Annotated in this window: 20 protein-coding genes; 7 read left to right on the forward strand and 13 right to left on the reverse strand. The window is 70.8% G+C overall.

The window, feature by feature from the left end; all coding sequences use genetic code 11:
- Positions 1–88: 88 nt before the first annotated feature.
- The 9 genes from ACWHMB_RS11360 to ACWHMB_RS11400 all read right to left on the reverse strand — a co-directional run bounded on the left by ACWHMB_RS11360 (position 89) and on the right by ACWHMB_RS11400 (position 9,159).
- Entirely contained in the window at positions 89–1,909 is a 1,821-nt protein-coding gene (locus tag ACWHMB_RS11360; RefSeq protein ID WP_377485148.1) for a branched-chain amino acid ABC transporter ATP-binding protein/permease, read from the reverse strand.
- Positions 1,906–2,934, reverse strand: a complete 1,029-nt coding sequence (locus ACWHMB_RS11365; RefSeq protein WP_377485149.1) for a branched-chain amino acid ABC transporter permease — start codon at positions 2,932–2,934, stop codon at positions 1,906–1,908. The genes ACWHMB_RS11360 and ACWHMB_RS11365 overlap by 4 nt, the downstream gene beginning before the upstream one ends.
- A gap of 257 nt (positions 2,935–3,191) precedes the next feature.
- On the reverse strand, positions 3,192–4,343 hold the full coding sequence (locus ACWHMB_RS11370) for an ABC transporter substrate-binding protein (RefSeq protein ID WP_293224917.1): 1,152 nt from the start codon (positions 4,341–4,343) through the stop codon (positions 3,192–3,194).
- A 169-nt stretch (positions 4,344–4,512) separates the two neighbouring features.
- Positions 4,513–5,490, reverse strand: coding sequence for a CobD/CbiB family protein (locus ACWHMB_RS11375; RefSeq protein WP_377485150.1), 978 nt, complete (start codon positions 5,488–5,490; stop codon positions 4,513–4,515).
- 57 nt (positions 5,491–5,547) lie between these two features.
- Positions 5,548–6,261 carry an NUDIX hydrolase gene (locus ACWHMB_RS11380; protein WP_377485152.1) on the reverse strand — a complete coding sequence of 238 codons (714 nt, stop codon included), beginning with the start codon at positions 6,259–6,261 and terminating at the stop codon, positions 5,548–5,550.
- A 100-nt stretch (positions 6,262–6,361) separates the two neighbouring features.
- Positions 6,362–6,745: a 50S ribosomal protein L19 gene (gene rplS / locus ACWHMB_RS11385; protein WP_293224912.1), complete on the reverse strand. Its 384-nt coding sequence runs from the start codon at positions 6,743–6,745 to the stop codon at positions 6,362–6,364.
- Between the two features lie 106 nt (positions 6,746–6,851).
- Complete coding sequence (gene trmD / locus ACWHMB_RS11390) at positions 6,852–7,619, reverse strand: tRNA (guanosine(37)-N1)-methyltransferase TrmD (RefSeq protein ID WP_377485154.1); 768 nt, start codon at positions 7,617–7,619, stop codon at positions 6,852–6,854.
- Between the two features lie 17 nt (positions 7,620–7,636).
- Positions 7,637–8,617 (reverse strand): Hsp33 family molecular chaperone HslO, encoded by a 981-nt coding sequence (hslO, locus tag ACWHMB_RS11395; RefSeq protein ID WP_447648538.1) that lies wholly within the window; start codon positions 8,615–8,617, stop codon positions 7,637–7,639.
- A 17-nt stretch (positions 8,618–8,634) separates the two neighbouring features.
- Complete coding sequence (locus tag ACWHMB_RS11400) at positions 8,635–9,159, reverse strand: gamma carbonic anhydrase family protein (RefSeq protein WP_377485158.1); 525 nt, start codon at positions 9,157–9,159, stop codon at positions 8,635–8,637.
- Between the two features lie 36 nt (positions 9,160–9,195).
- On the opposite strand from ACWHMB_RS11400, the gene ACWHMB_RS11405 reads away from it, so the two are divergent.
- A complete protein-coding gene (locus ACWHMB_RS11405) occupies positions 9,196–10,005 on the forward strand; it encodes a ferritin-like domain-containing protein (RefSeq protein WP_377485160.1) in 810 nt (269 codons plus the stop codon).
- Positions 10,006–10,023: 18 nt separating this feature from the next.
- Here the strand turns inward: ACWHMB_RS11405 and xerD are convergent, their stop codons facing one another.
- Positions 10,024–10,938, reverse strand: coding sequence for a site-specific tyrosine recombinase XerD (gene xerD / locus ACWHMB_RS11410; RefSeq protein ID WP_377485162.1), 915 nt, complete (start codon positions 10,936–10,938; stop codon positions 10,024–10,026).
- Between the two features lie 65 nt (positions 10,939–11,003).
- Entirely contained in the window at positions 11,004–11,972 is a 969-nt protein-coding gene (locus tag ACWHMB_RS11415) for a tripartite tricarboxylate transporter substrate binding protein BugE (RefSeq protein ID WP_377485164.1), read from the reverse strand.
- Positions 11,973–12,081: 109 nt separating this feature from the next.
- On the opposite strand from ACWHMB_RS11415, the gene ACWHMB_RS11420 reads away from it, so the two are divergent.
- Complete coding sequence (locus ACWHMB_RS11420) at positions 12,082–12,993, forward strand: AEC family transporter (RefSeq protein WP_377485166.1); 912 nt, start codon at positions 12,082–12,084, stop codon at positions 12,991–12,993.
- 99 nt (positions 12,994–13,092) lie between these two features.
- On the opposite strand, the gene queG is transcribed toward ACWHMB_RS11420, so the two are convergent.
- Entirely contained in the window at positions 13,093–14,142 is a 1,050-nt protein-coding gene (queG, locus tag ACWHMB_RS11425; RefSeq protein ID WP_377485437.1) for a tRNA epoxyqueuosine(34) reductase QueG, read from the reverse strand.
- Between the two features lie 36 nt (positions 14,143–14,178).
- Here queG and tsaE point away from each other — a divergent pair, with 36 nt between their 5' ends.
- From tsaE to ACWHMB_RS11440, 3 genes are read left to right on the forward strand one after another with little or no spacing between them, the layout of a single operon-like run.
- Positions 14,179–14,679: a tRNA (adenosine(37)-N6)-threonylcarbamoyltransferase complex ATPase subunit type 1 TsaE gene (gene tsaE / locus ACWHMB_RS11430; RefSeq protein WP_377485168.1), complete on the forward strand. Its 501-nt coding sequence runs from the start codon at positions 14,179–14,181 to the stop codon at positions 14,677–14,679.
- A complete protein-coding gene (locus tag ACWHMB_RS11435) occupies positions 14,676–16,058 on the forward strand; it encodes an N-acetylmuramoyl-L-alanine amidase (protein ID WP_377485170.1) in 1,383 nt (460 codons plus the stop codon). The genes tsaE and ACWHMB_RS11435 overlap by 4 nt, the downstream gene beginning before the upstream one ends.
- A 50-nt stretch (positions 16,059–16,108) precedes the next feature.
- On the forward strand, positions 16,109–16,435 hold the full coding sequence (locus ACWHMB_RS11440) for a cupin domain-containing protein (RefSeq protein WP_377485172.1): 327 nt from the start codon (positions 16,109–16,111) through the stop codon (positions 16,433–16,435).
- Positions 16,436–16,447: 12 nt separating this feature from the next.
- On the opposite strand, the gene ACWHMB_RS11445 is transcribed toward ACWHMB_RS11440, so the two are convergent.
- Positions 16,448–17,098, reverse strand: coding sequence for a DedA family protein (locus ACWHMB_RS11445; RefSeq protein ID WP_377485174.1), 651 nt, complete (start codon positions 17,096–17,098; stop codon positions 16,448–16,450).
- 59 nt (positions 17,099–17,157) lie between these two features.
- Here ACWHMB_RS11445 and mutL point away from each other — a divergent pair, with 59 nt between their 5' ends.
- Together mutL and miaA are read left to right on the forward strand one after the other, a co-directional pair.
- On the forward strand, positions 17,158–18,966 hold the full coding sequence (mutL, locus tag ACWHMB_RS11450; RefSeq protein ID WP_377485175.1) for a DNA mismatch repair endonuclease MutL: 1,809 nt from the start codon (positions 17,158–17,160) through the stop codon (positions 18,964–18,966).
- Entirely contained in the window at positions 18,956–19,948 is a 993-nt protein-coding gene (gene miaA / locus ACWHMB_RS11455) for a tRNA (adenosine(37)-N6)-dimethylallyltransferase MiaA (protein WP_377485177.1), read from the forward strand. Before mutL ends, miaA begins: the two co-directional genes overlap by 11 nt.
- Positions 19,949–20,025: the final 77 nt, after the last annotated feature.

The raw sequence follows: 20,025 nt of genomic DNA on the forward strand, positions 1-20,025 counted from the left end.
CGCGCTTGGGAGCGGCCCGGCGCGTGGATCTGGCAACCCCTCCGCGCTGCGCGCTGCGGGATTCGCGCTTGGGAGCGGCCCGGCGCGCTCATGCAGCGGCTCCGACGACGTCGCTGCCCAGATAGGCTTCCATGACGCGCGGGTTGGCCTGCACCTCGGCCGGCGTGCCCAGGGCGATGACGGTGCCGAACTCCAGCACCGTGATGCGATCGGCCAGGTTCATGACGAACTCCATGTCGTGTTCCACCACCAGCACGGCCAGGCCTTCGGCGCGCAGCTGGGTCAGCAATTGGGCCAGGGCCTGCTTTTCAAGGTGGCGCAGGCCGGCGGCCGGTTCGTCCAGCAGCAGGATCGAAGGCTGGCCGGCCAGCGCCCGCGCGATCTCGACGATGCGCTGCTGGCCCAGCGGCAGCGAGGCAGCCGGGGTGTCGATGTACTGCGTCAGGCCGCAGCGTTCGATCTGGTGGCGGGCCTCGGCCAGCAGGGCGGCCTCCTCGCCGCGGTCGGCGCGCAGCATGGCCGCCAGCCAACCGCGCCGCGCCCGCAGGTGTGCGCCGACGGCCACGTTCTCGAGCACGCTGCGCTGGCCCAGCAGGCGCACGTGCTGGAAGGTGCGCCCCAGCCCCAGCGCGGCAAAAGCGCGCGAGGGCTTGCCCGCCATGGCCTGGCCCAGCAAGGTCACGGTGCCCGAGGTCGGGTCGTCCACGCCCGAGATCATGTTGAAGAAGGTGCTCTTGCCGGCGCCGTTGGGACCGATCAGGGCGTGCACCTCGCCCGACTTGACGTCCAAGTTGACGTCGTTGTTGGCCACCAGGCCGCTGAAGCGCTTGGTGACGTCCTTGGCCTGCAGCACCACCTGCCCGGCCGGCGGCAGGGTGTGGCGCGCCAGCGCGACGATGGCGGCGCCTTGCGCGCGCGGCTTGACCGGCTTGAGAAACTTGTTGACCCAGGCGGCGATCAGCGGCCACAGGCCTTCGGGCGCGCGCTGCAGCACCAGCAGCATCAGCAGGCCGAACACGATGACCTCGAAGTTGCCGCTGGCGCCCAGCAGGCGCGGCAGCAGGTCCTGCAACTGCTCCTTGAGCAGGGTGATCAGGGTGGCGCCCAGCACGGCGCCCCACAGGTAGCCCGAACCGCCCACCACCGCCATGAACAGGTATTCGATGCCGATGTTGAGGTCGAACGGCGTCGGGTTGACGAAACGCTGCAGGTGCGCGTACAGCCAGCCCGAGACGGCCGACAGCAGGGCGGCCAGCACGAACAGCTTCATGCGCTGGCGCGCGGTGTCCACGCCCATGGATTCGGCCATCACGCGCCCGCTCTTGAGTGCGCGGATGGCGCGGCCCTCGCGCGAATCCAGCAGGTTGTGCAGGCCCCAGATGGCCAGCAGCAGCACCGCCCAGATCAGCACGCCCAGCACGCGCGGCGAACTCAGCTCGTAGCCGGCGATGGACAGCGGCGGCACGCCGGTGATGCCGGTGAAGCCGCCCAGGCCTTCGAGGTTGCCGAAGATGTAGTACAGGCTCAGGCCCCAGGCCAGCGTGGCCAGCGGCAAGAAGTGCCCCGCCAGCGGCAAGGTGACGGCGCCCAGGAACCAGGCAATCAGCGCCGTCACCACCAGGCCCAGCAGCAGGCCCAGCCAGGGCAAGACGCCCGCGGGCAGCGCCGACAGCGCCTGCGTGGCCGTGGGCGAGGTGCAGATCCAGGCCGTGGCGTAGGCGCCCAGGCCGACGAAGGCCGCCTGCCCGAAGGAGGTGATGCCGCCCACGCCGGTCAGCATGACCAGCCCCACGGCCACCAGCGAATACAGGCCGATGTAGTTCACCAGCGTGATGGTGAAGGCCCCGAACAGCGGCCAGCACAGCGCCAGCAGCAAGATGGCCAGCCAGGTGAGATGGCGACGGGTCATTCCTCGTCCTCCACGTGGCGGGTTTTGAGCGAGCGCCACCAGAGCACCGGGATGATGAGCGTGAACACGATGACTTCCTTGAAGGCGCTGGCCCAGAACGAGGAGAAGGATTCAAGCTGGCCCACCAGCAGCGCGCCCAGCACCGACATCGGATAGCTGAGCAGCCCGCCGACGATAGCGGCGACGAAGCCCTTCAGGCCGATCAGAAAGCCGGTGTCGTAGTAGATGGTCGTGATCGGCGCGATCAGCAGCCCGCAGACGGCGCCGATCAGGGCCGCCAGCGCAAAGCAGATGTCGCCCGACAGGTCGGTCGGAATGCCCATCAGGCGCGCGCCCACGCGGTTGATGGCGGTGGCGCGCAAGGCCTTGCCGATGATGGAGCGCTCGAAAAACACGTACATGGCCGCCAGCAGCACCACTGCCGCGCCGATCACCACCAGCGACTGGCCGCTGACCGGCAGGCCGCCCACGTTCCAGCGCGCGTCCCACATCGAGGCGGTGCGCGCACCCTCGGCGCCGAAGAAGTACAGCCCCAGGCCCACCATGACCCAGTGCAGCGCCACCGACACGATCAGCAGCATCAGCACGCTGGCGTGCGCCAGCGGGCGGAACACCAGCCGATACAGCAGCGGCCCCATGGGCACGATCAGCAGCAGGGCCAGCAGCGTCTGCGCCCAGGCCGCGGTCGGCTTGACCGCCAGCGCCAGCACCGCGGCCACGGCCGGAAACGCGACGGCCCAGACCGCCGTGGAGCGCCAGTCGACGTGCGCGCCGCGCCAGTGGCGCCAGCCCTCGACCACCAGCGTGATCACGGCCAGGCCCAGCAGCAGCCAGATGGCCGAGGGCACGCCCCCGGCCTGGATGGCCGCCATCGACAGCGCCGCATAGGTGACGAATTCGCCCTGCGGAATGAAGATGACGCGGGTGACGGAAAACACCAGCACCAGCGCCAGCGCCATCAGCGCATAGATGGCGCCGGTGACGAAACCGTCCTGCGCCAGCATCAGGGCTATTTGTGCGTCCATGAATCAAAACACCGGTTCATCGCGGAAATCATCCCGAATGAGCCCGGCGCGCGCCTCGCGGCAACCGTCGGGCTCGAAAAATCGATTATTAAACATCAACAATTGCCAAGGCCGAACAAGGAAAACCACTAGCCTCGATTATCCGGTCGCCACGCAAGCGCCACGCCATACCCAGTTGCGCGAACAGGGCGACCGCCGCCGGCACGTCGCCCTGTTCCTGAATCCACCGGCAAGCCCTTGCGGCTGCCGGCGGCCGATCACTTGCTGGGCTGGTAGACCCACTTGCCGTTCTCGATCTTGACCATCACCACGCCGCGCTGGTCCAGCCCCAGGTGGTCTTGCGCCGACATGTTGAAGATGCCGTGCGCACCGGCCACGTCCTTGACCTGCTCCAGCGCATCGCGCAGGGCCGAGCGGAAGGCCTCGGTGCCCGGCTGACCACCCTTGAGCGCCACCGGCACGGCGGCCGCCAGCACCTTGCCGGCATCCCACACGTGGCCGCCGAAGGTGGACACGCTGCCCTTGCCGTAGGCGGCCTCGTAGGCATGGATGTATTCCAGCGAGGACTTGCGCACCGGGTTGCTGGCCGGCAGCTGCTCGGCCACCAGCACCGGGCCGGCGGGCAGCAGGGTGCCGTCGACGTCCTTGCCGCCCACGCGCAGGAAGTCGTTGTTGGCCACGCCGTGGGTCTGATAGATCTTGCCGGTGTAGCCGCGCTCCTTGAGCGTCTTCTCGGGCAGGGCCGCCGGCGTGCCCGAGCCGGCGATGAGGATCGCGTCCGGCTTGGCGGCCATCAGCTTGAGCACCTGGCCGGTGACGGCGGTGTCGGTGCGGCCGTAGCGCTCGTTGGCCACCAGCTTGATTTTCTTGAGGTCGAGTGCCTTGACGGTTTCCTTGTACCAGCCCTCGCCGTAGGCGTCGGAAAAGCCGATGAAGCCCACCGTCTTGACGCCGTGGTCGGCCATGTGGCCGGCGATGGCCAGCGCCATCATGATGTCGTTTTGCGGCGTCTTGAACACCCAGCGCTTCTTGGCGTCCTGCGGCTCGATGATGGCCGCCGAGGCTCCCAGCGAGATCATCGGCGTCTTGCCCTCGGCCACGGCGTCGATCATGGCCAGAGAGGCCGGCGTGGTGGACGAGCCGAAGATGATGTCCACCTTCTCGGACATCAGCTTGCGCGCGTTGGTGACGGCGCCGGTCGTGTCGGACGCATCGTCCAGCACGATGTAGTTGACCTTTTGCCCGCCCATGGTCTTGGGCAGCAGCGCCACGGTGTTTTTCTCGGGAATGCCCAGCGACGCCGCCGGCCCGGTGGCCGAGAGCGTGACGCCCACGTTGATGTCGGCCCAGGCGGACAGGGAAAAGCCGGTCGCGGCAATGCACGCCAGGGCGATGTGTTTGATCTTCATGGGTTTGGCTCCAACGGGAAACAATGAAATCGCGCGGCGCCGATCCAATATTCGACCGGCACAATAAGGCGACCGCGCGGTCGGTTAATGATTGTATCGGCCCGGCCCGCCGGAAAAATCGTCGTCGGGCTGGGAATTTCCCTAGGCCGGCGCCAGGCAAAACCGTGCTTCATCCCAGCACGTGTGCCACCGTCAGCAGCGCCAGCAGCAGCAGCCACAGCGCCACCATGCGCCAGACCAGGCCCACCACGCGGGCAAAGTGCAGCACGCTGGGCGCCTCGCCGGGCAGCGCGTCGTCCGCGCCGCCGCCGAGCGCGACGTCGCCGGCTGGCTGCCCGGGCGCGGTGCGCGCCGGCATGGCCCCCAGGCGCACCCCCACGGCGCCGGCGGCCGCGGCCAGGATCACGCCGTCGTTGGCGTTGCCGAAGCGGTCGGCGTGGCGCCGCCAGGCGTCGATGGCGTCCTCGAAGCTGCCGACGATGGCCAGCGCCAGCGCGGTGCAGCGGGCCGGCAGCCAGTCGATCCAGGCCCAGGCCGCCTGCGTGACATCGGCCAGCGCGGCGCTGACCGGTGCGTCGGGCGACGAGCCGGAGGCGCGCCAGTCGCGCGCCAGGGCGCCCGCCTGGCGGTAGAACACCGCGCCCGCCGGCCCCAGGCCCACCACCTCCAGCAGGCAAAACCACAGCATCACGCCAAACACGTGGCGGTGCGCCGCCAGCACCGAGTGCTCCAGCACCAGGCGCACCAGCTCGCCGCGCGCGATGCTGGACTCGTCCACCTGCTGCCAGCGCGCCAGCAGCTGACGCGCGCGCTCCTCGTCGCCCACTTCCAAGGCGTCGCGGATGGCGACGAAGTGATGGCTGAACTGGCGAAACCCCAGGCTGACATACAGCACGGCGATGGTCCACAGCAGGGCCAGCGGCCAGCCGGCCAGCCACGTCAAGGCGAGGTGGACAAGCGCCACCGCCAGCGTCGGCCCGAGCACCGCCAGCGTCCAGGCCAGCCACGCGTGCTGGGGCGCGCCGGCATCCACGTTGCGCGCCACCGCCTGCGCCCAGTGCCGCAGGGCGTCCAGCACCGGATTGCGCGGCGCCAGCGGCCACACCTGCTCCAGCAGCAGGGTGGTCACGATGGCCAGCAGGATCATCCCGCGATGATAGTGAGGCGGCGCCCCACCGCATCGTGCCGTCCATGCCCGAACGGCTCAGGCCAGCAGGAATCTGTATAAATTTCGCAACATGCCGGCCGTGGCGCCCCAGATGTAGTGCTCGACCGCCGGCGCGCCGGCCGCGGTCGGCGCCGGTTCGCGATAGGGCATGGAAAACCACTCGCGCGAGCCGCCCGCCCACTCGAAGCGGTGGCGCCGGTGGTGCGCGGGGTTCATCAAGAAGGCCAACGGCACCTCGAAGGCGTGCGCCACCTCGCCCGCGTTGGGCTGCAGCACGAAGCCTTCGCGCACCAGCGCCACCACCGGCGTCACCAGAAACTGCGAGCCGGTCGCGTACACCGGCAACTGGCCCAGCACGTCGATGAAGCCGGGCGCCAGCCCGACCTCCTCGCGCGTCTCGCGCAGCGCCGCATGCACCACGTCGCCGTCGTCGGGCTCGATTTTGCCGCCCGGGAACGCCACCTGCCCCGGGTGCGAAGGCAGGCTCATGGAACGCTCGGTCAGCAGCACCGACAGCCCACCGGTGCGCGCCACCAGCGGCACCAGCACGGCCGCATCCACCGGCGCGCGGTCGACGAAGCGCGGCTCGCGCCGCACCTCGGGCTGCCAGGGCGGCGGCGCCTGAAAGCGCTGGCGCAAGGCCTGCGGGGTCAGGCGCTCGGGCGGCACCGCGGGCAGGTCGTCGTCCACGCCGGTGACGGGCACCTGGCGCGGGTCGAACGCGGGCAGCAGCGAAGGGATGGAAGTCATGGTCGAAGGACGGCGCCCAAGCAAAAACCGCCTGCACGCACAAGGCGGCAGGCGGCTCGCAGCGGATGAAGACGACGCCCGCGAAGGCGGCGCCCGGACATCACGCCTTGTCGGCCTGGGCCGTGGCGCGGCCGGGCAGCTTTTCCTTGATGCGCGCCTTCTTGCCGCTCAGGCCGCGCAGGTAGTACAGCTTGGCGCGGCGCACGTCGCCGCGGCGCTTGACCTCGATCTTGGCGATCAGGGGCGAATAGGTCTGGAAGGTGCGCTCCACGCCTTCGCCGCTGGAGATCTTGCGCACCGTGAAGCCGCTGTTGAGGCCCCGGTTGCGCTTGGCGATCACCACGCCCTCGTAGGCCTGCACGCGCTTGCGGCTGCCTTCGACGACGTTGACGCTGACGATCACCGTGTCGCCGGGGGCGAAGTCGGGGATGTTCTTGCCCAGGCGGGCGATTTCCTCTTGCTCGAGGGTTTGAATCAGGTTCATCGGGTTTCCCGTCTCGATCGTGCTCACGCTACGCTAGGGGCGGCCCACCTGTGCACAGGGCAGATCAGGTGCGGCCGCGGCGGGCAGAGGATCGAAAAGCCTTTGATTATAGCTTGGAAGCCACGTTTTTCAGCAGCTGCTCGTCCTGACCGCTCAGCCGCCCGGCGGCGCGCGCAGCGGCGATCAGCGCCGGGCGCGCGCGCGCGGTGAGCTGCAGGCGCTGCGCGCGCCGCCAGGCCTCGATCTGCGCGTGGTGGCCGCTCAGCAGTTCGGGCGGCACGCCCTGGCCGCGCCACTGCTCGGGCCGGGTGTAGTGCGGGCAATCCAGCAGGCCGTCGATGGCCGGGTTGAAGCTGTCCTGCTGGTGGCTGCCTTCGTCGCCCAGCACGCCGGGCTGCAGGCGCGCCACGGCGTCCAGCAGCGCCAGCGCCGCGATCTCGCCGCCCGACAGCACGAAGTCGCCCAGGCTGATCTGCACGTCGACGCAGGTGTCGATGAAGCGCTGGTCGATGCCCTCGTAGCGCCCGCAGACCAGGATGGCGCCGCGGCTTTGCGCCCAGGCCTGCACGCCCGCGTGGCGCAGCGGCTCGCCGACCGGCGAAAACAGCACCGCCGGCACCTGCTGGGCCGGTGCCTCGGCGCGCTCGGCGCGCACCGCCTGCAGGCAGCGCGCCAGCGGCTCGGCCATCATCACCATGCCGGGGCCGCCGCCGAAGGGCCGGTCGTCGACGCGGCGGTAGTTGCCCTCGGCCCAGTCGCGCGGGTTCCACAGCTTCAGCTCGATCTGGCCGCTGGCGTAGGCACGGCGGGTGATGCCTGCTTCGACAAACGGAGCAAACAGCTCCGGAAACAGGGTGATGACGTCGAAGCGCATGCGCGGTCTGCCCGGCGCTACTGCACCGAGCCGGGCTGGGGCGGCTGCTGCGCGGCGGGGGTGAACAGGCGGCCGACGTCGACCGCGTCGAAGCGCTCCTGCTGGCCGCAGAAGTCGCAGCTCACCTCGACCTGGCCCTGCTCGCGCAGGATGGATTCGGCCTCGTCGCGGCCCAGGCCCTTGAGCATGGCGCCCACGCGCTCGCGGCTGCACGAGCAGGCAAAGCGCGGGCCGCTGGCGCCCTGCCGCGGCTCGAAGCGCTGCAGGGGCTCCTGCCAGAACAGGCGGCGCAGGATGGTGTTGGCGTCCAGTTGCAGCAGCTCCTCGCGCTTGAGGCTGCGCGCCAGCAGCGACAGGCGCTCGAAGGCGTCGTCCTGCTCGCCCTCTTCGTGCGCCACCTGGCTTTGCGCCAGGTTGTGCTGGCCCTGCACCGGCAGGCGCTGCAGCAGCAGGCCGGCGGCGCGCGTGTCGTTGGCGGCCAGCACCAGGGTGGTGTCCAGTTGCTCGGACTGGCGCATGTACTGCTCGATCACCTCGGCCATGCCGCGCAGCGCCACGCCGCCCGGGCCGGCCAGCGGCACCACGCCCTGGTAGGGCTGCTGGCCGGGCAGGCGCAGGCGCGGGTCGAGCGTGATGGCGCAGCGGCCCTGGCCGCGCGCGTTGACCAGCTGCGCCAGCGTGGCGGCGGGCGCCACGGCGCCAGTGACCGACGCGGTGGCGCGCAGGCGCAGGTCGGACTGCACCTCGGCCACGGCCAGTTTGACCGGGCCGTCGCCAAAGATCTGCATCACCAGCGCGCCGTCGAACTTGATGCCGGACTGCATCAGCACGGCGGCGGCGGCCATCTCGCCCAGCAGCTCGGCCACCGGCGGCGGGTAGGCGCCGGTCTGGGTGTTGGCCGCGCGCCGGCGCAGCACTTCTTGCCAGGCGTCGTCCAGCACCACCAGCGCGCCACGCACCGGCAGGCCTTCGAAAATGAACTTGTGCAACTCGGACATGCAGCCCAGATGCGGCCTCAGGGGAGCTTCTTCAAGCCAGCGCGAAACCGCCGGGCGTTGTCGATGTAGTGCCGCGCGCTCTGGCGCAGGCCCTCGATCTGCTCGGGCGTGAGCGGGCGCACCACGCGCGCCGGGGCGCCCACGATCATGCTGCCGTCGGGAAACTGCTTGCCCTCGGTCACCAGCGCGCCGGCGCCGACCAGGCAGTTCTTGCCGATCTTCGCGCCGTTGAGCACCACCGCGCCGATGCCGATCAGCGACTCGTCGCCGATGGTGCAGCCGTGCAGCATCACCTTGTGGCCCACGGTCACGTGGCGGCCGATGGTCAGCGGCTGGCCGACGTCGGCGTGCAGCACGCTCAGGTCCTGGATGTTGCTGCCCTCGCCCACCGTCATGTGCTCGGTGTCGCCGCGCAGCACGCAGCCGAACCACACGCTGGCGTCGGCCCCCAGGCTGACGTCGCCGATCACCTCGGCCGAATCGGCAATCCAGGCGCTGGCGTCCACGCGCGGCGCCTTGCCATCGAGTTCATACACCGCCATCGCTGTGCCCTCCGGTCAAATCCTAGAATTGTAGGGATGGAGATGCGCGCCCTCGCCCTGCAGGCCCTCGCGGCCGACAACATCGAAGAAAAACTGGCTCGAATCGGCCTGCTGTCTGCGCAAGCAGCTTCTCTTTCGATAGCAACCGAGCAGGCCATCGCAGAGCCCCCCGGCCTGCCCGGCCGCCCCGCGCGGCCGCTGCTGATCGAGCCGGCGCAGGTGCCGCGGCGCCCGGTGCACACGCCCGCCGGCCGCGCGGCGCTGGTGCATGCCATCTGCCACATCGAGTTCAACGCCATCAACCTGGCGCTGGACGCGGTGTGGCGCTTTGGCGGCCTGCCCGAGGCGTACTACCGCGACTGGCTGCGGGTGGCCATCGAGGAGGCGCATCACTTCAGCCTGCTGCACGCGCACCTGCGGACCCTGGGCCATGCCTATGGCGACTTCGCGGCGCACGACGGCCTGTGGGCGATGTGCGAAAAGACCCGGGGCGACGTCACCGCCCGCATGGCCCTGGTGCCGCGCACGCTGGAGGCGCGCGGGCTGGACGCCACGCCGCTGATCCAGCGCAAGCTGCGCGCCACCGGCGCCCCCGACGCGCTGGCCGCCTGCGACATCCTGGAGCTCATCCTGCGCGAGGAGATCGGCCACGTGGCCATCGGCAACCACTGGTACCGCTGGCTGTGCGCCCGCCAGGGCCTGGAGCCGCTGGCGCACTACCGGCAGCTGGCGCGCACGCACCGCGCGCCGCCGCCCAGGGGGCCGCTCAACCTGGCCGCGCGGCAGCGCGCCGGCTTCAGCGCCGAAGAAATGGCCGAGTGGAGCACGCCGGCGCGCGGCGACTGAAGCGCCGGCAGGTCGATCTCAGCCGCGCGGATGGTGCTGCGCGTGCAGGTCCTTCAGCCGCTGGCGCGCGATGTGGGTGTAGATGGTGGTGGTGGAGATGTCGGCGTGACCCAGCAGCATCTGCACCGCGCGCAAATCGGCGCCGTGGTTCAGCAGATGGGTGGCAAAGGCGTGGCGCAGCGTGTGCGGCGACAGCGGCGCGGTGATGCCGGCCTGCACGGCATAGCGCTTGACCAGGCCCCAGAACATCACGCGCGACATCGCGGTGCCCGGCGTGCGGCCGGCGCTGGTGACGAACAGCGCCTCGCTGGCGCGCGCGCCCAGCAGATCGGGGCGGCCGTCCTGCAGCCAGCGCTCCAGCCAGTCGCGCGCCAGCTCGCCGAAGGGCACCAGGCGCTCCTTGCTGCCCTTGCCCAGCACACGCAGCACGCCTTCGTTCAGGCCCACATGAATGACCTTGAGACCGACCAGCTCGCTCACGCGCAGGCCGCTGGCGTACATCAGCTCCAGCATGGTGCGGTCGCGCAGGCCCAGCGGCGTGTCGGTGTCGGGTGCGGCCAGCAGGGCCTCGACCTGCGCCTCGCTCAAGGTCTTGGGCACGCGCAGCGGCTGCTTGGCGGGCAGCAGCTTGAGCGTGGGATCGACGCGGATCAGCCCCTCGCGCAGCGCCCAGCGGAAGTAGCGCTTGAACACCGTCAGGCGCCGGTTGGCCGAGCTGGCGCGGGTGTCGGCGCGCGCGGCAAAGTAAGCCTGCAGCTGATGCTCCTGCGCGTGGACCAGTTCGACGTGGTGGCGCTCGGCCAGCCAGCGCGCGGCCAGCGCCAGGTCGCGCCGGTAGGCCGCCAGGCTGTTGGCCGCCAGGCCGTCTTCCAGCCACAGGGCGTCGATGAAGCGGTCGATCGAGGCGTCGGGGCTCGGCGCTGCCGGTTTCATGCCAAATCTGGCTGTGGCGCTCGTCCAGCAAGCGCAAGCAGCTATTGTTTTGGTAGTTTCTCGGCCTAGATGCTGAGCTTCTGGCGCGCCACCACGCGCTGGTACACGGCCAGCTCGTCCCGGATCTGCTGGGCAAAGGCCTGGGGCGAGTTGCCGATGACGATCGAGCCGGTGTCCTCGATGCGCTTCTTGACCACCGGCTCGCCCAGCACCTTGAGCATGGCGGCGTTGATCTGCTCCACGATGGCCGCGGGCGTGCCCTTGGGCGCCAGGATGCCGTAGTAGGCCATGCGGTTGACCTGCTCCAGCCCCACCTCGGCAAAGGTGGGCGTGGCGGGCAGCTCCTTCAGGCGTGCCGACGACGCCACCACGATGGGCGCCAGCTTGCCGCCCTGGATGAAGGGCAGCGCCGAGGGTACGTTGTCGAAGATGATGGGCACCTGGCCGGCCACCACGTCGTTCAGCGCCGGGCCGGCGCCGCGGTACGGAATGTGGGTGATGAACAGGCCCGCCAGGCTCTTGAACAGCTCCATCTGCAGATGGCCGATGCTGCCGGTGCCGGGCGACGCGTATGAATATTTGCCCGGCTCGCGCTTGATCAGGGCGACGAAAGCCGCGTAGTCCTTGGCCGGCACGGCAGGGTTGACGGCCAGCACGTTGGGCGTGGCGGCGATGTTGACGATGGGCGCAAAGTCGGCCACTGGGTCGTAGCCGACCTTCTTGTTGATGGCCGGGTTGGCCGCCGTGGTGGACGCGGTGCCCATGCCCAGGGTGTAGCCGTCGGGCGCGGCACGCGCCAGCTCCTGCGCGCCGATGGCGCCACCGGCGCCGCCCTTGTTGTCGACCACCACCGGGCGGCCCAGCACCCGGCCCAGCGGCTCGGCCACCACGCGGGCGATGATGTCGGTGGTGCCGCCGGGCGCGAAGGGCACGATCAACCGGATCGGCCGGCTCGGCCAGGCCTGCGCCCAGGCCGGGGCGGCGGCGGTCGCCGCGCTCGCGGCGGCCAGGGCCATCAGTTGGCGGCGTTGCATGTCTCGCATCTCCTCGCAAGGGGGTTGTGATCGGGGTGCGTCGGCATTATGCGCACGCGGGGCGCCGCGCGGCCCGCATCCGTGCATCTTGCTCGGCTATCCTCGCCCGATGCGCGACGCCCAGCTGCTGCTGCCCGACTTCTCCCTCATCCTGGTCGGCTACCTGCTGTGCCGCTTCACGGCGCTGGACCGGCCGGTGTGGCAGGCGGTCGAGCGGCTGGTGTATTTCTTCCTGTTTCCGGTGTTCCTGTTCCAGTCCATCGTGCGCACGCCGCTGGACCTGCACGCCGCCTCCGCGCTGATCGGCGCCGGCCTGGCGCTGATGGTCTGCGGCATCGCGTTGGCCTGGTCGCTGCCGTGGCTGCCGGGGCTGCGGCGCGTGATCGACGTGCGCGAGCACGCCGCCAGCGCGCAGATCGCGTTTCGCTTCAACTCCTTCATCGGCCTGGCGATGGCCGAGCGCGTGCTGGGCGCGCCCGGCCAGCAGCTGGTGGCGGTGCTGGTGGGTGTGAGCGTGCCGCTGGCCAACGTGGCGGCGGTGTGGCCGATGGCGCGCCACGGCCAGCGCTCGTTCGCCGCCGAGGTGGTGCGCAACCCGCTCATCATCGCCACCGCCGCCGGTCTGGTGGCCAACCTGGCTGGGCTGGCGCCGCCCGACTGGCTGCAGACCACGCTGGGGCGCATCGGCGGCTCGTCGATCGCGCTGGGCCTGCTGACGGCCGGCGCCGGCATGCAGCTGGCCAGCCTGGCGCGCGGCAAGGCGCTGGGCACAGGGGTGCTGGCCATCCGCCACGCGCTGCAGCCGCTGGCGGCCTGGCTGCTGGCGCGCGCCTTCGGGCTGGGCGCGGCGGAGACCACGGCGCTGCTGATCTTCTCGGCCCTGCCCACCTCGTCGAGTTGCTACGTGCTGGCCGCGCGCATGGGCTACAACGGCGCCTTCGTGGCCGGGCTGGTCACGCTGTCGACGGTGCTGGGCCTGGCCAGCCTGAGCGGCGCCCTGCAGCTGGCCGGCGCACGCTAACACGGGTTGACAAGGCGCGGCAAACGCTATAAAAACAGCAGCATGTTGCGCAATCCGGACGCCGGCCACAGCCTCGAATCGCTTGCAAACCGCGGGCCCTCAGCGTTGCAGGGCCCAGCGCACGTGCTCGCGCACCATGGCGCTGGGGTGCTCGGCACGCGCCTGCAGGGCCGCGCGCAGGGCGGCCATCTGAGGATCGTCCGCCGGCAAGGCGGCAATGGCGTTGCCCATGGCGGTGGCCACGTTGCGCAGCCAGCGCTCGTGGCCGATGCGACGAATCGGCCCGCCCTCGGTGCGGCGCAAGAACTCGTCCTCGGTCCAGGCCAGCAGCTCGATCAGCGTCGCGCCGCTCAGGCCGTCGCGCGCGTCGAAGTCGGGCAGCTCGCTGCGCTGGGCGTACTTGTTCCAGGGGCACACGGTCTGGCAGTCGTCGCAGCCGTAGACGTGGTTGCCCATCAGCGGACGCAGGGCCTCGTCGATGGCGCCGTCGTGCTCGATCGTCAGGTACGAGATGCAGCGGCGCGCGTCCACCCGGCCGGGCGCCACGATGGCGCCGGTGGGGCAGGCGTCGATGCAGGCGCTGCAGCTGCCGCAGTGGGCCTCCACCGCCGGCGTGGGCGGCAGGGCCAGGTCGACGAACAGCTCGCCCAGAAAAAACATCGAGCCCGCCTCGCGCGTCAGCACCAGCGTGTGCTTGCCGCGCCAGCCCAGGCCGCTGCGCGCGGCCAGTTCGCCCTCCAGCACCGGGGCCGAGTCGCTGAACACGCGATGGCCAAAGGGGCCGACCCGCGCGGCGATGCGGTCCTGCAGCTTTTGCAGTCGCCCGCGCACCACCTTGTGGTAGTCGCGCCCCCGGGCGTACAGCGAGACCACGCCCTCGCCGGGCCGCGCCAGGCGGGCGCGCTCGCGCTCGGGCCAGTCGGGCGCCTCGCCTCGTGGCAAATAATTCATGCGTGCCGTGATCACGCTCACGGTGCCCGGCACCAGTTCGGCCGGCCGCGCGCGCTTGAGGCCGTGCGCGGCCATGTAATCCATGCGGCCGTGGAACCCGGCGGCCAGCCAGTGCATCAGACCGGCTTCGGCGCTGGCCAGGTCCACGCCGGCCACGCCGATGTGGGCAAAGCCCAGCTCGCGCGCCCACTGGCGAATATCGGCCAGCAAGGCCTCGGAATCGATTCGAACCCCATGTCCCATCACGCTCCGATTGTAGAAAGCCGCCCCGCCCTCGCCCTCACCTGGCACACCGAGGACGACACCGCCGCCTTTGCCGCCCGCCTGGCCGCGCGGCCGCTGCTGCGCAACGCCTTCATCGCCCTGCATGGCGAGCTGGGCGCCGGCAAGACCACCTTCGTGCGCCACCTGCTGCGCGCGCTGGGCGTGACGGGCCCCATCAAGAGCCCCACCTACGCCGTGGTCGAGCCGCACCAGGCGCCGGACGGCCTGGCCATCGCGCACTTCGACTTCTACCGCTTCGCCGATCCGCGCGAGTGGGAAGACGCCGGCCTGCGCGATGCGTTTGCCGCGCCCGGCCTGAAGCTGGCCGAATGGCCCGAGCACGCCGCGCCCGTTCTGCCCGCGGCCGACCTGGACGTGCACCTGCAGGTCGACGCCGACGAGCAGCGCCTGGTGCACCTGATTGCGGGTACGCGCGTTGGAGAGCAATTGCTGCAGGATTTGCGCGCATGACCGCACCGCTGTACCCCACCCCCTCATCGCCCGGGCGCCGCCGCCTGCTCAAGACCGGCTCGCTGGTGCTGCTGATCGGCGCGCAGCAGATCGCCCACGGCGCCGGCATCGTGGCGGTGCGCATCTGGCCGGCCGAGGACTATTCACGCGTCACCATCGAGTCCGACCGCCCGCTGCAGGCCAGGCACACCCTGGTGATCTCGCCGCCGCGGCTGGCGGTCGACATCGAGGGCCTGCAGCTCGACCCCACCTTGCGCGAGCTGGTGGCCAAGGTGCGCGCCGACGACCCCAACATCGCCGGCATCCGCGTCGGCCAGTTCACGCCCAGCGTGGTGCGGCTGGTGATCGACCTCAAGCACGACATCCGGCCCGAGGTCTTCACGCTGGCGCCGGTGGCGGCCTACCGCAACCGCCTGGTGTTCGACCTGTACCCCGCCGTCCCGCCCGACCCGCTGGCGCAGCTGATTGCCCAGCGCCTGAACGGCCCCACGCCGGCCAGCGTGCCCAGCGCGGGTGACGGCGCCCCGGCAACCGAGCCCGCGCCCGACACCCTGGGCGATCTGATCGCGCGCCAGATCGAGCGCGCCAACCAGGCCGTGCGCGCCGGCCCGCGCGCGCCCGAGCGCGCCACCGCGCGCGGCCCCGAGCCGCCGGCCGAGCGCCTGATCATCGTCGCCATCGACCCCGGCCACGGCGGCGAAGACCCCGGCGCCACCGGCCCCAACGGCACGCACGAGAAGGACGTGGTGTTGCAGATCGCGCTCAAGCTGCGCGAGCGCATCAACCGCGCCAGCGTGGGCGGCAACCCCATGCGCGCCTACCTCACGCGCGACGCCGACTTCTTCGTGCCGCTGGCCACGCGCGTGAGCAAGGCGCGGCGCGTGCGCGCCGACCTGTTCGTCAGCATCCACGCCGACGCCTTCATGCGCCCCGACGCCAATGGCGCCAGCGTGTTCGCGCTGTCCGAGCGCGGGGCCTCCAGCACGGCCGCGCGCTGGCTGGCCAACAAGGAAAACGAGGCCGACCGCATCGGCGGCGTCAACGTCGACGACAAGGACGCGCACGTGCAGCGCGCCCTGCTGGACATGAGCACCACCGTGCAGATCCGCGACAGCCTGAAGCTGGCCGACGCCGTGCTGAACCGCATCGGCACCGTGGGGCGCCTGCACAAGGACAGCGTGGAGCGCGCCAACTTCGCCGTGCTGCGCAACCCCGACGTGCCCAGCGTGCTGGTCGAAACCGCCTTCATCAGCAACCCCGACGAGGAGCGCCGCCTGCGCAGCCCCGCCTATCAGGACCAGCTGGCCGACGCGCTGGCCAGCGGCATCCAGAAATACTTTGCCGCCAACCCGCCGCTGGCGCGCAACCGGGCGGTGTAGGCTTGGGGCCGCGTGCCGTCAGCGCACCACCCATTCGACAGGAGTTCGTCATGGCCCAACCCCATCTGGCCCCCGGCCAAATCGGCAGCGTGTCGCCCCTGGGCAGCAAGCTGGCCCAGACCCCGTCCTACGCCCTGCTCAAGGCGCCGCAGCTCGAAGTCATCCGCGTCGTGCTGCCAGCCGGCAAGACCATGCCCGGCCACCAGGTGGCCGGCGAAATCACCGTGCAGTGCCTGGAAGGCGTGATCGACTTCGACATCGCCGGCCAGACCCAGCGCATGCGCCAGGGCGACTTTCTGCACCTGGGCGGCGGCGTGGCGCACCAGCTGACCGGGGTGGAAGACGCCTCGGCCCTGGTGACGATCTGTCTGGTCTGAGCGTCGCTGCGATCAGATGGCGGCGCGGTCCGCGCGCCCGGCCTTCCACGCGCCGTACAGCGCAATCAACCCCGGCACCAGGATCAGGGCCCAGATGATCTTGCTCAGGTTGGCCTGCACCCAGGGCAGGTTGCCGAACAGATAGCCCGCCGTCACCAGCCCCAACACCCAGATCAGCGCGCCGACCACGTTGAACAGCGTGAAGCGCGCCCGGCTCATGGCCGCCACGCCGGCCACGAAGGGCACGAAGGTGCGAATGAAGGGCATGAAGCGCGCCAGGATCACCGTGATGCCGCCGTAGCGATCGTAAAACGCGTGCGCCTTGTCGAACGCCCGGCGGTTGAACCAGCGCGAGTCCTCCCACTGAAACACCTTGGGCCCCAGCCGATGCCCGATGCTGTAGTTGCACTGGTCACCCAGAATGGCCGCCGCCAGCAGCACCGCGCAAGCCACCGGCCAGCTCATCAGGCCCGCGCCGGCCAGCGCGCCCGCCACGAACAGCAGCGAGTCGCCCGGCAAGAAGGGCATCACCACCACGCCCGTCTCGACGAACACGATCAAGAACAGCAGCGCATAGACCCACGCGCCGTACTGCGCCACGAAGGCGCCGAGGTATTGGTCGACGTGCAGAATGAAGTCGACCAAGTGCATCACATATTCCATGGGGCGTGATTATTCAGGACTTCGACCGCCCGTCGCCCGGCTTTCTACAATTTGACCCAATGACTGCCACCGCCCCCCGCCCCATCCGCGAACTGCCCGACGAGCTGATCAGCCAGATCGCCGCCGGCGAGGTGGTGGAACGGCCGGCCTCCGTCGTGCGCGAGCTGCTGGACAACGCGCTGGACGCCGGCGCCACGCAGATCACGGTGCGCCTGTCGGCCGGCGGCGTGCGCCTGATCGCGGTGGAAGACGACGGCGCCGGCATCGCGCCGCACGAGATGCCCGTCGCGCTCAGGCGCCACGCCACCAGCAAGATCGCCAGCCTGGCCGAGCTGGAGGCCGTGGGCACCATGGGTTTTCGCGGCGAGGCGCTGGCGGCGGTCAACTCGATTGCCGAGCTGTCGCTGCTCTCGCGTCAGGCCGGCGAAGGTGGTGCCTGGCTGCTCGACGGCGGCACGGGCGAGTTGCGCGCCGCCGCGCGCAACCCCGGCACCACGGTGGAGGTGCGCGAGCTGTTTTTCAGCGTGCCGGCGCGGCGCAAGTTCTTGAAGAGCGACGCCACCGAGCTGGCGCACTGCATCGAGGCCGTGCGCCGCCACGCGCTGGCGCGCCCCGACGTGGGCTTCGCCATCTGGCACGAGGGCAAGCTGATCGAGCAGTGGCGCGCGCAGGCCGGCGCCGACGCCCTCGATCGCCGTGTGGCCGACGTGCTGGGCGATGACTTTCTGGCGCAGTCGGTGGCGCTCGAGCTGCGCGCCGGCCCCGTGCACGTCACCGGCCGCGCGGGCGTGCCCGACATCGCGCGCTCGCGCGCCGACCAGCAGTTCGCCTACGTCAACGGCCGCTTCGTGCGCGACAAAGTCATCGTCCACGCCGCCCGCGCCGCGTACGAAGACGTGCTGCACGGCCAGCGCCAGCCGGTGTACGTGCTGCACATCGCCATCGACCCGGCGCGCGTGGACGTGAACGTGCACCCGACCAAGATCGAGGTGCGCTTTCGCGACGGCCGCGAGGTGCACCAGGCCGTGCGCCACGCGATTGAAAACGCCCTGGCTGCGCCGCGCGCCGCGCTGCTGGCCGAATCGGCGCTGACCACGGCGGCGATGCCGTCCGACGTATCGAATTTCAAGCCTTTCGTGCCTCCAGCCCCCGTCCTTCAAGCGCAAGCAGCTATTCATTTCGAAGCACGCACGGGCCATGTGGTGCAAGAGCTGCAGGCCCTGTGGCAGCCTGGCGCGGCCAGCGTCTCCGCTCCAGCCGCGACCGAGGTTGAGCCCGCGCCCGACTGGCCCCTGGGCCGCGCCGTGGCGCAGCTGCACGGCATCTACATCCTGGCCGAAAACCACGCCGGCCTGATCGTGGTCGACATGCACGCCGCGCACGAGCGCATCGTCTACGAGCGGCTCAAGGGCCAACTGGATAGCAATCGCATCGCCAGCCAGCCGCTCTTGATCCCGGCCACCTTCGCCGCCACGCCGACCGAGGTGGCCACGGCCGAGGGCGCGACTGCCGCGCTGCAGCAGCTGGGGCTGGAGATCACGCCCTTCTCGCCCAAGACCCTGGCCGTGCGCGCCGTGCCCACCAGCCTGGCCGCCGGCGACCCGGTGGAGCTGGCGCGCAGCGTGCTGGCCGAACTCGCCCAGCACGAGGCCGCCACCGTGGTGCAGCGCGCCCAGCACGAGCTGCTGGCCACCATGGCCTGCCACGGCGCGGTGCGCGCCAACCGCCGCCTGACGCTGGACGAAATGAACGCACTGCTGCGCCAGATGGAGGCCACCGAGCGCAGCGACCAGTGCAACCACGGCCGCCCCACCTGGCGCCAGCTGAGCCTGCGCGAGCTGGATGGGCTGTTCCTGCGTGGCCGCTGACATCACCCCGCCTGCGATCGAGGCCCTGTGCCTGGCCGGCCCCACGGCCAGCGGCAAGAGCGCGCTGGCGCTGGCGCTGGCCGAGCGCCTGCCGGTCGAGATCATCAGCGTCGACTCGGCCCTGGTCTACCGCGGCCTGGACATCGGCACCGCCAAGCCCACGCCAGCCGAGCGCGCGGCCGTGCCGCACCACCTGATCGACATCCGCGAGCCGACCGAAAGCTACAGCGCGGCCGACTTCGCACGCGACGCGGCGCGCCTGATCCCCGAGATTCGCGCGCGCGGGCGCCTGCCGCTGCTGGTGGGCGGCACGATGCTGTACTTCAAGGCGCTGCTGGAAGGCCTGGACGAGCTGCCACCCGCCGATGCCGCCGTGCGACGGCAGTTGGACGAGCGCGCGCGCCAGCACGGCTGGCCCGCGCTGCACGCCGAGCTGGCGCGCGTCGATGCCGCCAGCGCCGCGCGCCTGCCCGCCACCGACAGCCAGCGCATCCAGCGTGCGCTGGAGGTGTGGCAGCTCACCGGGCGGCCGCTGTCCAGTTTTCATACTACAAAAAAGAGAGCTACTGGCGATGATCTTTCGCGGGCTACACCGTTTTTTTCCTTGGAACCCACCGACCGCGCCGCGCTGCAGCAGCGCATCGCCCTGCGCTTCGACGCCATGCTGGCCGCCGGCTTTCTGAGAGAGGTGGAGGCCCTGCGCGCGCGCGGCGACCTGAGGCCCGAGCTGCCCGCCCTGCGCTGCGTCGGCTACCGCCAGGCCTGGCAGGCGCTCCATGAGGGCTGGCCGCCGGCCGCGCTGCGCGAGCGCGGCATCATCGCCACGCGCCAGCTCGCCAAGCGGCAGCTGACCTGGCTGCGCAGCCTGCCCGCGCGGCGCGTGCTGCCCACCGACGACGCGCACCCGCCCCAGACCTGGGCCGCGCCGCTGGCGGCCTGGCTGCAAGGCCGCGCCGATGCGCCCGGCCACGCGCCCACCTGAGCCGCCGCCCGGTCTGGTTCGACCGCGAGCCAGGCAAGCCGACTCAGAAGTATCGGCTTGTATCTAAAATCCCAAGC

The sequence above is a fragment of the Ottowia pentelensis genome (assembly GCF_964341695.1).